The organism is Kluyvera genomosp. 3 (assembly GCF_011765685.1).
GTDB classification, from domain to species: domain Bacteria; phylum Pseudomonadota; class Gammaproteobacteria; order Enterobacterales; family Enterobacteriaceae; genus Kluyvera; species Kluyvera georgiana_A.
The window spans coordinates 507,299-520,854 of record NZ_CP050321.1 but is presented as its reverse complement, the minus strand read 5'-3'; the positions used below and the strand labels follow the sequence as shown (position 1 = coordinate 520,854).

16 protein-coding genes are annotated in these 13,556 nt (G+C 54.8%); 3 read left to right on the top strand and 13 right to left on the bottom strand.

The genetic code is table 11. From position 1 onward, the window contains the following. The 9 genes from GY169_RS02405 to fkpA all read right to left on the bottom strand — a co-directional run. Positions 1-623 (bottom strand): GTP-binding protein (locus GY169_RS02405; RefSeq protein ID WP_167574923.1); only part of this gene is annotated, 623 nt, incomplete at its 3' end. A 69-nt stretch (positions 624-692) separates the two neighbouring features. Then, positions 693-2,807, bottom strand: a complete 2,115-nt coding sequence (gene fusA / locus GY169_RS02400; RefSeq protein ID WP_064541605.1) for an elongation factor G — start codon at positions 2,805-2,807, stop codon at positions 693-695. 96 nt (positions 2,808-2,903) lie between these two features. Further along, positions 2,904-3,374: a 30S ribosomal protein S7 gene (gene rpsG, locus GY169_RS02395; protein ID WP_035894363.1), complete on the bottom strand. Its 471-nt coding sequence runs from the start codon at positions 3,372-3,374 to the stop codon at positions 2,904-2,906. Between the two features lie 95 nt (positions 3,375-3,469). After that, complete coding sequence (rpsL, locus tag GY169_RS02390; RefSeq protein WP_000246815.1) at positions 3,470-3,844, bottom strand: 30S ribosomal protein S12; 375 nt, start codon at positions 3,842-3,844, stop codon at positions 3,470-3,472. 123 nt (positions 3,845-3,967) lie between these two features. Continuing rightward, positions 3,968-4,255: a sulfurtransferase complex subunit TusB gene (tusB, locus tag GY169_RS02385; RefSeq protein ID WP_065356483.1), complete on the bottom strand. Its 288-nt coding sequence runs from the start codon at positions 4,253-4,255 to the stop codon at positions 3,968-3,970. Between the two features lie 7 nt (positions 4,256-4,262). Next, the gene (tusC, locus tag GY169_RS02380; RefSeq protein ID WP_167574922.1) at positions 4,263-4,622 is read right to left on the bottom strand and encodes a sulfurtransferase complex subunit TusC; all 360 of its coding nucleotides are present in this window, start codon (positions 4,620-4,622) and stop codon (positions 4,263-4,265) included. Further along, positions 4,622-5,008: a sulfurtransferase complex subunit TusD gene (gene tusD, locus GY169_RS02375; RefSeq protein ID WP_167574921.1), complete on the bottom strand. Its 387-nt coding sequence runs from the start codon at positions 5,006-5,008 to the stop codon at positions 4,622-4,624. The genes tusC and tusD overlap by 1 nt, the downstream gene beginning before the upstream one ends. Beyond that, positions 5,008-5,730, bottom strand: coding sequence for a transcriptional regulator (locus tag GY169_RS02370; protein WP_163446642.1), 723 nt, complete (start codon positions 5,728-5,730; stop codon positions 5,008-5,010). The genes tusD and GY169_RS02370 overlap by 1 nt, the downstream gene beginning before the upstream one ends. A gap of 165 nt (positions 5,731-5,895) precedes the next feature. Further along, positions 5,896-6,717, bottom strand: a complete 822-nt coding sequence (fkpA, locus tag GY169_RS02365) for an FKBP-type peptidyl-prolyl cis-trans isomerase (RefSeq protein WP_167574920.1) — start codon at positions 6,715-6,717, stop codon at positions 5,896-5,898. A gap of 233 nt (positions 6,718-6,950) precedes the next feature. On the opposite strand from fkpA, the gene GY169_RS02360 reads away from it, so the two are divergent. After that, entirely contained in the window at positions 6,951-7,169 is a 219-nt protein-coding gene (locus tag GY169_RS02360) for a protein SlyX (protein WP_163446646.1), read from the top strand. Positions 7,170-7,231: 62 nt separating this feature from the next. On the opposite strand, the gene slyD is transcribed toward GY169_RS02360, so the two are convergent. From slyD to kefG, 4 genes are all read right to left on the bottom strand, one after another. Beyond that, positions 7,232-7,828 carry a peptidylprolyl isomerase gene (gene slyD / locus GY169_RS02355; RefSeq protein ID WP_064541588.1) on the bottom strand — a complete coding sequence of 199 codons (597 nt, stop codon included), beginning with the start codon at positions 7,826-7,828 and terminating at the stop codon, positions 7,232-7,234. A 96-nt stretch (positions 7,829-7,924) separates the two neighbouring features. Further along, positions 7,925-8,125: a YheV family putative zinc ribbon protein gene (locus GY169_RS02350; RefSeq protein WP_106925165.1), complete on the bottom strand. Its 201-nt coding sequence runs from the start codon at positions 8,123-8,125 to the stop codon at positions 7,925-7,927. 9 nt (positions 8,126-8,134) lie between these two features. Further along, on the bottom strand, positions 8,135-9,940 hold the full coding sequence (gene kefB, locus GY169_RS02345) for a glutathione-regulated potassium-efflux system protein KefB (protein ID WP_163446908.1): 1,806 nt from the start codon (positions 9,938-9,940) through the stop codon (positions 8,135-8,137). Then, positions 9,940-10,491, bottom strand: coding sequence for a glutathione-regulated potassium-efflux system ancillary protein KefG (gene kefG, locus GY169_RS02340; protein ID WP_167574919.1), 552 nt, complete (start codon positions 10,489-10,491; stop codon positions 9,940-9,942). The genes kefB and kefG overlap by 1 nt, the downstream gene beginning before the upstream one ends. Positions 10,492-10,665: 174 nt before the next feature. On the opposite strand from kefG, the gene GY169_RS02335 reads away from it, so the two are divergent. Next, positions 10,666-12,573 (top strand): ABC transporter ATP-binding protein, encoded by a 1,908-nt coding sequence (locus GY169_RS02335; RefSeq protein ID WP_167574918.1) that lies wholly within the window; start codon positions 10,666-10,668, stop codon positions 12,571-12,573. A gap of 15 nt (positions 12,574-12,588) precedes the next feature. Beyond that, entirely contained in the window at positions 12,589-13,521 is a 933-nt protein-coding gene (locus tag GY169_RS02330; protein WP_167574917.1) for a LysR family transcriptional regulator, read from the top strand. Positions 13,522-13,556: the final 35 nt, after the last annotated feature.

Below are 13,556 nucleotides of genomic sequence, written 5' to 3'. Positions count from 1 at the left end.
TCAATCGCACGCTCTGGTTCTGGGATGTAAGAATCCAGGAAGCCAGCCAGTTCGATGATTTTCGCTTCCCACTCTGCTTCGCCTTCCAGCGCTTTCAGAGCAGAACCACGAACGATCGGAGTGTCGTCGCCCGGGAAATCGTACTGAGACAGAAGTTCACGAACTTCCATTTCTACCAGTTCCAGCAGCTCTTCGTCATCAACCATGTCGCATTTGTTCAGGAACACGATGATGTACGGAACGCCTACCTGACGACCCAGCAGGATGTGCTCACGAGTCTGCGGCATCGGGCCGTCAGTCGCAGCAACAACCAGGATCGCGCCATCCATCTGAGCAGCACCAGTGATCATGTTTTTAACATAGTCGGCGTGCCCCGGGCAGTCTACGTGTGCGTAGTGACGGGTCGGGGTGTCATATTCAACGTGGGAAGTGTTGATGGTGATACCACGAGCTTTTTCTTCCGGAGCGTTATCGATCTGGTCGAAAGCACGAGCAGCACCGCCGTAGGTTTTAGCCAGTACGGTGGTGATTGCAGCGGTCAGGGTAGTTTTACCGTGGTCAACGTGGCCGATGGTGCCGACGTTAACGTGCGGTTTTGTACGTTCAAATTTTTCTTTAGACACGGCTATATTCCTTACTATAGTGCTCTCCCCTTTGGAGAGAGCACGGGACTTAGGTTTTAATCCTGTGGATTATTTACCACGGGCTTCAATAACGGCCTGAGCAACGTTGTTCGGCGCATCGTCGTACTTCAAGAACTCCATGGAGTAAGAAGCACGGCCTTTGGTCAGTGAACGCAGCTGAGTCGCATAACCGAACATTTCGGACAGCGGAACTTCAGCGTGGATCACAACGCCAGTCACGTTGGATTCCTGACCTTTGAGCATACCACGACGGCGGCTCAAGTCACCGATAACGTCACCAGTGTTCTCTTCCGGAGTCTCTACTTCAACCTTCATGATCGGCTCAAGCAGAACTGGTTTCGCTTTCTTAAAGCCATCTTTGAAGGCGATAGAAGCGGCCAGTTTAAACGCCAGTTCAGAGGAGTCAACGTCATGGTAAGAACCGAAGTGCAGACGAACACCCATGTCAACAACCGGGTAACCAGCCAGCGGGCCAGATTTCAGCTGTTCCTGGATACCTTTATCAACGGCCGGGATGTATTCGCCAGGGATTACACCACCTTTAATGTCGTTGATGAACTCGTAGCCTTTCGGGTTGGAACCCGGCTCCAGCGGGTACATGTCGATAACAACATGACCGTACTGACCGCGACCACCAGACTGCTTAGCGTGTTTACCTTCGATATCGGTAACTTTCGCGCGAATCGCTTCACGGTAAGCAACCTGAGGTTTACCGACGTTCGCTTCAACGTTGAATTCGCGCTTCATACGGTCAACGATGATGTCGAGGTGCAGCTCACCCATACCGGCGATAATGGTCTGGTTAGATTCTTCATCAGTCCATACGCGGAATGACGGGTCTTCTTTAGCCAGACGGCCCAGAGCCAGACCCATTTTTTCCTGGTCAGCTTTGGTTTTCGGTTCTACTGCGATGGAGATTACCGGCTCAGGGAATTCCATACGTTCCAGAATGATCGGCGCATCCGGGTCACACAGGGTGTCACCAGTGGTTACGTCTTTCAGACCGATTGCAGCAGCGATGTCGCCCGCGCGAACTTCTTTGATCTCTTCACGTTTGTTAGCGTGCATCTGAACGATACGACCGAAACGCTCACGTGCAGCTTTCACGGAGTTCAGTACGGTATCACCAGAGTTAACCACACCGGAGTACACACGGAAGAAGGTCAGGTTACCAACAAACGGGTCGGTAGCGATTTTGAACGCCAGTGCAGAGAACGGCTCGTCGTCGCTTGCGTGACGCTCAGCCGGAGTATCTTTACCGTCGTCCAGGATGCCGTTGATCGCAGGTACGTCAACCGGGGATGGCAGGTAATCAATTACCGCATCCAGCATCGCCTGAACACCTTTGTTCTTGAACGCAGAACCACAGGTTACCAGGATGATTTCGTTGTTCAGAACGCGCTGACGCAGAGCTTTTTTGATCTCTTCTTCAGTCAGTTCTTCACCACCCAGGTATTTCTCCATCAGCTCTTCTGAAGCTTCAGCAGCGGACTCGATCAGGTTCTGGTGCCATTCGTCAGCCAGTTCCTGCATGTCAGCCGGGATATCTTCATAAGTGAAGGTTACACCTGCATCTTCTTCGTTCCAGTTGATGGCTTTCATTTTCACCAGGTCAACAACACCGGTGAACGCTTCTTCAGCGCCAATTGCCAGCTGCAGCGGAACAGGGTTCGCGCCCAGACGGGTTTTGATCTGACCAACAACTTTCAGGAAGTTAGCGCCCATACGGTCCATTTTGTTAACGAACGCGATGCGCGGTACTTTATACTTGTTAGCCTGACGCCATACGGTTTCAGACTGTGGCTGAACACCACCAACTGCGCAGTAAACCATTACCGCACCGTCAAGAACACGCATGGAACGTTCTACTTCGATGGTGAAGTCAACGTGCCCCGGGGTGTCGATGATGTTTACGCGATGCGGTTCATACTGCTTAGCCATACCAGACCAGAATGCAGTAGTTGCAGCGGAAGTGATGGTAATACCACGTTCCTGCTCCTGCTCCATCCAGTCCATGGTAGCGGCGCCGTCGTGAACTTCACCGATTTTATGGTTTACACCGGTGTAGAACAGAATACGTTCGGTAGTAGTGGTTTTACCGGCGTCGATGTGCGCACTGATACCGATGTTACGGTAGCGTGCGATGGGTGTTGTACGAGCCATTTGATTCCTCGTTTATCTTTTTAGGCGTTCAGTTAAGTAACCCAAAGCGGGCAGCTTCGCTGAAGCGCCCGCCTGGTGACTAATACTCCGAAGGGATTACCAACGGTAGTGTGCGAACGCCTTGTTGGCTTCTGCCATACGGTGAACGTCTTCACGTTTCTTAACTGCAGTACCTTTGTTGTCTGCAGCGTCAGAAAGTTCGTTCGCCAGGCGCAGAGCCATGGATTTATCACCGCGTTTACGAGCAGCTTCTACGATCCAACGCATTGCCAGAGCATTACGACGGACCGGACGAACTTCAACTGGTACCTGATAAGTAGAACCACCTACACGGCGGGATTTAACTTCTACAGTCGGGCGAACGTTTTCGAGAGCGACTTCGAAAGCTTCCAGTTCATTTTTACCAGAACGCTGAGCCAGGGTCTCCAGCGCGCTGTATACGATTGATTCTGCAGTAGATTTTTTACCATCTACCATCAGGATATTGACAAATTTAGCCAGCAGTTCTGATCCGAACTTAGGATCCGGCAGGATTTTACGCTGACCAATGACGCGACGACGTGGCATGGAAATACTCCGTTGTTAATTCAGGATTGTCCAAAACTCAAAGAGTTTAGTTTGACATTAATATAAAACGTTTGGCCTTACTTAACGGAGAACCATTAAGCCTTAGGACGCTTCACGCCATACTTGGAGCGAGCTTGCTTACGGTCTTTAACGCCGGAGCAGTCAAGCGCACCACGAACGGTGTGGTAACGAACACCCGGAAGGTCTTTTACACGACCGCCACGGATCAGGATCACGGAGTGCTCCTGCAGGTTATGACCTTCACCACCGATGTAGGAGGTTACTTCAAAACCGTTAGTCAGACGAACACGGCAAACTTTACGCAGTGCGGAGTTCGGTTTTTTAGGAGTGGTAGTATATACACGAGTACATACGCCACGTTTCTGCGGGCAGGCTTCCAGTGCAGGCACGTTGCTTTTTGCAACTTTGCGAGCACGTGGTTTGCGAACCAGCTGGTTAACTGTTGCCATTAAATAGCTCCTGGTTTTAGCTTTTGCTTCGTAAACACGTAATAAATCGCCTCATATAATATGAGGACGCGAAATTTTAGGGCCATGCCGAAAGGGTGTCAAGAAATATACAACGGTATGGCATTACCAGGTCATTTGAGCCGGGTGTTTTACCGTTAACCTGACGAAGTCAGTATAGCTGACCATGATGACATCGCTCGAAATTTGAGCACAAAGACCGCGCGCTTGCACATCTACATTCAACACATGGATGGATATGGGGGCAGCACGCAGGATTTCAAGAAAGTGGCTGTTTTCCACTGCCGCGAGCACGCCATCGGCGAGCAGCAGCAAATCATCACCTTCAGCCATCAGACGGATCATACCCGCGATATCGGAATGCCAGGGTGAAGTACTGAGTGTATGCAGCATAGGGGCCTCAGAAGCGCAGAATGACATCATAGCCGTTAAGCCGTTCCCGCAGCGCATCCGGTTCTAACGGTTCCACATCGGCGACAAATGCCGTATCGGCCGCCAGACCGCGTTCACGCATTGAGGCGGCGCAGATCCAGCAGTTTTCAATATCGTAGAGCGCCAGCAGCTTGAAGGTGGCGATATAGTCACGCGCCAGAATCACCGCGGGCGTCTGCTGGCTGAGCAGTTGAAACACGCCATCACCAATGAAAAAGACGCCAAGGTCTTCGCTTAATGCTGACGTCGCCAGCAGCGCATCCAGCCCTTCCCGGCCAGCGGCGCTGCCGTGCGGCGCACTGGAGAAAACAAACGCGACGCGTTTCATCAGAACTGCACCATTCGATCGCAGGTCAGCGCGGCTTCGGCCAGCGAACCCAATCCGCTCAGCGAGAAACCCGGCTGTAAGTTAGAGGTCGGCAGCCCAAGCTGCCCGGCTTCCGTTTCATCCGTCACGCCTCTACGTAGCGCGGCGGCGACGCAAATATGCAGCGCCACGCCGTGCGTATCATGCAGCGATTGCCATGCGCGAACCAGATCAAACTCATCGGTGGCAGGGGAACTCAGCTGATTGGCGTTGTATACCCCTTCGCGATAGAAAAACACACAGGCTATCTCGTGACCTTCTGCCAGCGCCGCCTGCGCAAACTGCAGCGCGCTGCTGGCCTGCTGCGTACCATAGGCTGGCCCGGTCACCATCAGGGCAAAACGCATTACTTATCTTGCCCCAGGAAATCGCCATTCTTGAACTGACGAATGTAGAGGTACACCGTGTGTTTGGAGATATTCAGGCGGTCAGCCACCTGGTTGATCGCATCTTTGATGTCGAAGATGCCTTTCTCGTAAAGGTTAAGCACGATCTGGCGATTTTTGGCGTTATTGGAAACATTGCGATCGGCATTGACCTCTTCGATAGTGAACTCCAGCGTCTGGGTCACCAGATCCTCCACCGAGGAGGCGAAGTTAACCGCAGAGCCCACTTCCGGCGTCTCTGGCGGAATAAAGGTGTTCATAATCTGTGAGAACGGCACATCGAGGTTCATGTTGATGCACAGCAAGCCAATGACGCGTTGCTCACGATTACGGATGGCAATGGTGACCGACTTCATCAGCACGCCGCTTTTGGCGCGAGTAAAATAGCATTTGGAAACGCTACTATCCGCCCCGGTCATATCATGCAGCATACGGAGTGCGAGGTCGGTAATCGGCGAGCCGATTTTGCGCCCGGTATGTTCACCGTTTGCGATGCGTATTGCCGAACATTTAAGATCCTGAAGTGAATGCAGCACGATTTCGCAGTGGGAACCAATGAGCATCGCCAACCCGTCCACCACCGCTTCGTAGGATTTAAGAATATCGAAGTCGGTCTGATCGAAAGGACGTTGATCCAGTAAATCAAGTTCACTGGTTTCGTTGGTTAAAAGCGACCTGGACATGAAAAAAAGCACTCCTTTTCAGGAGCCTGTCGTTATGTTGTCAGGGCAGGCTCATCACTATTAGGGGCATCTAAAGTAATACAGCGCATAAGGCGCTTTCCAGCATTAATTATATCCTGCCGATAATAAAAAGCCGCCGCCCTGTGGGCGGCGGCTATCTGACTCTTATTTTTTGCTCGCTTCAGCAGCTTTATCTGCCGGTGCGGCTTCAGGCTGCGCTTCGGCCTTCGGCGCCGGTTTAACGTCTAACAGTTCAACGTCGAAGACCAGCGTGGAGTTCGCCGGAATACCCGGAACGCCGGTTTTTCCGTATGCCAGATCCGGTGGGATAACCAGCTGGATTTTACCGCCTTTCTTGATATTTTTCAGGCCTTCAGTCCAACCAGGGATAACGCCATCCAGACGGAAGGAGAGCGGCTCACCGCGGGTGTAAGAGTTATCGAACTCTTTACCGTCGATCAGCGTACCCTTGTAGTTAACAACCACGGTGTCGCTGTCTTTCGGTGCTTCGCCGGAGCCTTCTTTCTCTACTTTAAACAGCAGGCCGGTTTTAGAGGTTTTCACGCCCTTCTCTTTGGCGAACTTGTCGCGGTAGGCTTTGCCTTTCGCTTCGTTATCAGCCGCGTCTTTTTCCATCTTCGCCTGAGCGGAGGTCTTCACGCGAGTTTCGAAAGCCTGCAGAGTTTGTTCAATTTCCTGATCGGACAGTTTGCTCTTATCAGCAAAGGCGTCCTGAACGCCGGCGATCAGCTGGTCTTTATCCAGTTTGATGCCCAGTTTTTCCTGTTCTTTCAGAGAATTTTCCATGTAACGACCCAGCGATGCGCCCAGCGCATAAGCAGATTTCTGGTCGTCATTTTTGAATGCAGCTTTGCTTTCTGCTGCCGGGGCCGCTTTCGCCGCAGCGTCAGCCGCGAAGGTCAGAGGCGCATTCAGTGCAACGGCCATTGTGGTTGCCAGAAGCGTTACTTTAAACAGTGATTTCATCCATCTCTCCAGGGCCGGGGCCTCTCGCCCCATGTTAACTAAATGAGAAGCGTACTATAAAACGTTGTAGAGGAAATCTACATACGAACGCTCCTGATATCGACCCTTTTCAGACTCTTTTTGTTTAAATTAGTTTCCGCTCACGAACGGCAGTGCTGCATGCTGGGATAAAGTTGCGTAGAATCCGCCGCGTCGGAAACGCTTTTGGCGATAACAGAGTAGAGAGAGACATCATGCAGGAAACGACTATCGAGGCGCGTCTGGAGGAGCTTGAAAGCCGACTGGCCTTCCAGGAGATCACCATTGAGGATCTCAACCAGACGGTGACCGCTCATGAAATGGAGATGGCCAAACTGCGCGAGCATCTGCGTCTGCTGACGGAAAAACTCAAAGCCAGCCAGCCGTCCAACATCGCGTCACAGTCTGAAGAGACGCCGCCGCCCCATTATTAAGACGTAAAAAAAGCGGGTTTCCCCGCTTTTTTTGTCTCTGTCGTTCAAGAGAACGAGAGGGATTAGTGGCAGCCGCAGCCGCCGTGGCCTTTACCGCCACCGCCGCAGCAGCCTTCGCCGCCGTGGTCATGACCGTGGTCGTGGCCGTGACCGCCGCAGCAACCGTCTTCACCGTGATCGTGATGATGGTCGTGCGCGCCGTGAACGTGGCCATGAGCCAGTTCTTCTTCCGTTGCTTCACGGATAGCCACAACTTCTACGCTGAACTTCAGGTTCTGGCCAGCCAGCATGTGGTTGCCGTCAACCACAACGTGGTCGTCTTCAACTTCGGTGATTTCAACCGGAACCGGACCCTGGTCGGTTTCCGCCAGGAAGCGCATACCAACCTGCAGCTCGTCAACGCCCATGAAGACGTCTTTAGGAACGCGCTGCACCAGGTTTTCGTCGTACTGACCGTAAGCGTCGTTAGCTTGCACAGCAACGTCGAATTTATCACCAACATCGTGACCGTCCAGCGCATTTTCCAGGCCGGAGATCAGGGAACCGTGACCATGCAGGTAGTCCAGCGGTGCACTTACCGGAGACTCATCAACCAACACACCGTCTTCTGTACGTACCTGATAGGCCAGGCTGACCACCAGGTCTTTTGCTACTTTCATGATATCTCCTGAGCATGGGAATATTTTAGTGGCGCAGATTGTAGCGGAATTCTACACCCGTGTACCCATAAGCTTAAAAAAAGACAGCACGGATCGCTACTCCGGATGAAAAATCCCGATCACTTGTTCCTCTTTGCGCACGTGATCGCGCGCTTCTTTATCGGCTTCACGCATCTGGTGCCCGCACTTAACGCATTCAACCACATCGATATTATTCTCGCGCCACATCGCCATGGAATCCTGCGCCTGACACGACGGGCATTTTGCGCCCGCGATAAAACGTTTACGTACCGCCATACTCACCTTCTATTCAAATTCGTCCCAGCCGTCCAACTGCCGTCGCTCTTGTTGCATCTCACGCTGGAAGATCTCCTCCAGCTCCCGCCGCGCTTCCCGCACGCGCGAAATTTGTTGGGTATCGCTGTGGACCGGCATAAGTTCACGCAGCATGCGCATGTCCAGGCGCTTAAAGTGCAGCTGGGCGCGCTGGGCCTGATGTGGGTGCATCCCGGTTGAGATAAGTGCCTTACGCCCCAGCTCCAGCGCGCTGGAAAAAGTCTCGCGAGAAAACTGTACCACGCCTGCCTGTAACAGTTCGTGCGCCTCCACACGTCCCCGTGCACGCGCCATAATGTTCAGATGCGGGAAGTGCTGCTGGCAGATTTCCACCAGCTTCATGGTATCTTCCGGTTCGTTGCAGGTAATGACGATCGACTGTGCCTGTTCGGCCCCCGCCGAGCGCAGCAGCTCCACCTGTGTAGCGTCGCCGTAATAAACCTTATAGCCGTATTTGCGCATCAGGTTAACCGCGCTGATATCACGCTCGAGGACGGTAATGCGCAGCTTATTGGCCATCAGCAGACGGCCAATCACCTGACCGAAACGGCCAAAGCCCACCACGATCACCTGCGGCTTATCATCCTCCACCCACGGCGCTTCATCTTCCTCTTCCGGGCCGTTGAAACGACGCGACAGGACCAGATCCACAACCTTCATCAGTAGCGGCGTGGTCATCATCGACAGCGTGACCGTCACCAGCAGCAGCGACATCTGGTCACCCTTGAAGACTTTGAACGACGAGGCGGCGGAAAAGAGTACGAAGGCAAACTCGCCGCCCTGACTCAGCACGCTGGCAAACTGCATACGCTCTGAGCTGCGCATACCGTTCACATGCGCCAGCAGATACAGCACCAGTGTCTTCACCGCCACCAGCAGCGCCACGCAGCCCACAACCAACAACAGATGGGTGTAGAGCACACCGAGATTCAGCGACATGCCCACCGAAATAAAGAACAGCCCCAACAGCAGCCCTTTAAACGGCTCGATAGCGATTTCCAGTTCGTGGCGATATTCGCTTTCCGCCAACAGCACGCCCGCAATAAAGGTGCCCAGCGCCATAGACAGCCCCAGCGCATCCATAAACAGCGCGGAACCGAGGACCAACAGCAGCGTCGCCGCGGTAAACACTTCACGTACGCCTGAGCTGGCGATAAAACGGAATACCGGGCGCAGCAGATAGCGCCCGCCAATCAACATTCCGGCAAAAGCCAGCACCTTCAGGCCAACGGTCTGCCAGTGGACATGATCGTCACCGGCCCCTGCCAGCAGCGGCACCAGCGCCAGCGCCGGGATGACAGCTAAATCCTGAAACAACAGCACCGAGAAGCCAAGCTGCCCGGCTTCGCTGCGGTTCATCCCCTTTTCGCGCATCAGCTGCAAGGCCATCGCCGTCGATGACATCGCCAGGCCAATCCCGCCAATCACCGCCGCCTGCCACGAAAAGTTGGTCAGCATCAGCAGCCCGCCGAGGATCGCCGCGCTGAGCATGACCTGCGCGGCGCCAATACCAAAAATGGGGCGTCGCAGCTGCCATAGCTTGGTGGGGTTCAGTTCCAGCCCGATGATAAACATCAGGAACACCACGCCCAGCTCGGAGAAGTGAAGAATTTCGTCGACGTCGCTGATGAAACCCAGTCCCCACGGGCCAATCGCAATCCCCGCCAGCAGATAACCTAATACCGCGCCGATGCCCAGCCTCGCGGCTAACGGCACCGCCGCCACCGCCGCGAAGAGAAACAGCACCCCCGCTAATAACAAATCTGAACCTTCCATCATCGCCCCCCTGCCACAATCGGCGCCGCCAGCCAGTCAGCGTAGGCTTTAGCATGGTTTGCCAGTTCATTGGGCGGCTGACGTCGCGCCCAGTAGACGATAATCGGGTTCATCCAGTGCATGTGGCACATGGCGGCGGTCAGCTCAAACGGGCGCAGGATATCGCTCATCGGATAGCGATTCAGGCCATCGTGACGGTAGGCGCTTTCCGGCTCGCCGGTGGTGATCACACTCCGCCAGTACTTTCCCGCCAGCTGGTTTCCCCCTATACCGCTGGCAAAGCCACGGCTTAGCACGCGGTCGAGCCACTCTTTAAGCAGCGCAGGACAGCTATAGGTATAAAGCGGATGCTGAAAGACGATAACGTCATGCTCGCGCAGCAGCGCCTGCTCGCGAGGAATATCAATAAAAAAGTCCGGATAGTGCGCGTAGAGATCGTGCACCGTGACGTTGCTTAACTGCGAAGCCGGCTTAAGCAAAACCCGGTTAGCAACCGAGTCCTGTGATTCCGGATGGGCATAGATCAGCAATACTTTCGCTGTCTGCGTCATTATTCCCCTCCCGGGCGTCAATCACATCCTCTTTCTGGCTGGTTGGCACGCAACCGGAATGATTTTGTGTATAGTCATCGTTTTGGGCTACCATTGCGGCCCGGTCTAGCGATTCGCTTACCACATTACATTACCACAATGACAATTTAACATATTCAGAACATACGGCGCCTTATGATTGTTTTCTCCTCGTTACAAATTCGTCGCGGCGTGCGTGTCCTGCTGGATAACGCATCGGCCACCATCAACCCCGGGCAAAAAGTCGGCCTGGTGGGGAAAAACGGCTGCGGCAAATCCACATTGCTCGCGCTGCTGAAAAACGAGATAAGCGCCGATGGCGGCAACTTTACCTACCCCAGCAGCTGGCAACTGGCGTGGGTAAACCAGGAAACCCCTGCGCTGCCTCAACCCGCTCTGGAGTATGTCATTGACGGTGACCGCGAATTCCGCCAGTTGGAAGCTCAATTGAATGACGCCAACGAACGTAATGACGGCCACGCCATTGCCACCGTTCACGGCAAGCTGGACGCGATTGACGCGTGGACCATCCGCTCTCGCGCCTCCAGCCTGCTGCACGGCCTCGGCTTCAGCAACGAGCAGCTTACCCGCCCGGTCAGCGACTTCTCCGGCGGCTGGCGTATGCGCCTCAACCTGGCGCAGGCGCTGATCTGCCGCTCCGACCTGCTGCTGCTCGATGAACCGACTAACCACCTCGACCTTGACGCGGTGATCTGGCTGGAAAGATGGCTCAAAAGCTATCAGGGCACGCTGATTCTGATTTCCCACGACCGCGACTTCCTCGACCCGGTGGTGGACAAAATTATTCATATCGAACAGGAAACGATGTTCGAGTACACCGGCAACTACAGCTCATTTGAAGTGCAGCGTGCCACTCGCCTGGCTCAGCAACAGGCAATGTACGAAAGCCAGCAGGAGCGCGTGGCGCATCTGCAAAGCTACATCGATCGTTTCCGCGCCAAGGCCACCAAGGCCAAGCAGGCGCAGAGCCGTATCAAGATGCTTGAGCGTATGGAGCTGATTGCCCCGGCTCATGTCGACAACCCGTTCCACTTCAGCTTCCGCGCGCCGGAAAGCCTGCCAAACCCGCTGCTGAAAATGGAAAAGGTCAGCGCGGGCTATGGCGATCGCACAATCCTTGAATCTATCAAGCTGAACCTGGTGCCGGGTTCGCGCATCGGCCTGCTGGGCCGTAACGGTGCGGGTAAGTCGACGCTGATTAAGCTCCTGGCGGGCGAACTGGAGCCGCTACACGGTGAGATTGGCCTCGCCAAAGGCATCAAGCTCGGCTACTTCGCCCAGCACCAGCTGGAGTTCCTGCGCGCGGATGAATCCCCGCTGCAACATCTGGCGCGCATGGCGCCGCAGGAGCTGGAGCAGAAGCTGCGCGACTATCTCGGCGGCTTCGGCTTCCAGGGCGATAAAGTCACCGAACAGACCGCCCGCTTCTCTGGCGGCGAGAAAGCTCGCCTGGTGCTGGCGCTGATCGTCTGGCAGCGTCCAAACCTGCTGCTGCTCGATGAACCGACCAACCACCTGGATCTCGACATGCGCCAGGCGCTCACCGAAGCGCTGATTGATTTCGAAGGCGCGCTGGTTGTCGTCTCGCACGATCGTCACCTGATCCGCTCCACCACCGACGATCTCTACCTGGTGCATGATAAGAAGGTCGAACCATTCGACGGCGACCTGGAAGATTATCAGCAGTGGCTGAGCGACGTGCAGAAGCAGGAAAACCAGGCCGACGACGCGCCGAAGGAAAACAACGCCAACAGCGCCCAGTCACGCAAAGATCAGAAGCGTCGCGAAGCCGAGCTACGCACTCTGACGCAGCCGCTGCGTAAAGAGATTACCCGTCTGGAAAAAGAGATGGAGAAGCTCAATGCCCAACTGGCAAAAGCAGAAGAGAAGCTTGGCGACAGCAGCCTGTATGACCCAAGCCGTAAAGCGGAGATGACCGAGTGTCTGCAACTGCAGGCCAGCGCCAAATCCGGGCTGGAAGAGTGTGAAATGGCATGGCTTGAGGCGCAGGAGCAGCTTGAGCAAATGATGCAGAACGACTAACGCACGGGGCGGACGATGAACCTGTCAATCACCGATGACATTACCTTCCGCAAGCTCACCATCTTCATGACCTTTATGGAGAAGGGCAACATCGCCCGTACCGCCGAGGCGCTGAATATCAGCGGCGTCAGCGTGCACCGGGCGTTGCATACGCTGGAAGAGAACGTTCGTTGTCCGCTGTTCGTCCATAAAGGCCGCAACCTGATTGCCCAACCGGCGGCGTGGACGCTGCTGGAATACTGTCAGGAAGTCACGCAGCTGATGGAGCGCGGGCTGGAAGAGACGCGCAAAACGGCAGGCGTGGGCCAGGGCCGTTTACGTGTGGGCACGCTCTACTCGCTGACGCTGGAGACGGTGCCGCACTTGATTATGGGGATGAAGCTGCGCCGTCCGGACCTGGAGCTGGACCTCACCATGGGATCTAACGAGGCGCTGCTGAAAATGCTGGAAGACGGCGTTCTGGATGCCATCCTCATCTCCATTTCCGAAAGCGAAATCGACCGCAACAGCCTCGAAGTGCTCCCCCTGTTCCACGACGATATCTACCTCGCCGCGCCGATGTCCGCCGCGCTGGATACCACCGCGAAGGCGGACCTGCGCCACTATCGCCATGAAAAGTTTGTCTCGCTGGCGGAAGGGTTTGCGACCTACGCCGGTTTCCAGGAAGCGTTTCATATCGCCGGGTTCGAGCCGGAGATTGTCACTCGCGTGAACGATATCTTCTCAATGCTCAGTCTGGTACAGGCAGGGGTGGGTTTCTGTTTGATGCCGGGGCGAATGAAGAAGATGTATGAAAATACCGTGAAGCTACAAAAACTGGCTGAGCCGTATCAGATGCAGCAGCTTATCGCCATCGTCTTTGCCCGCAACCGCGAGCGCGACCCAAGCCTGTTAGCGCTGGCCGCCGAAGGGCGCATGTACGCCAGGACGCTGAACCAGAACGCCTGATTGCCGAATGGCGATGCTACGCGTCTTATCCGGCC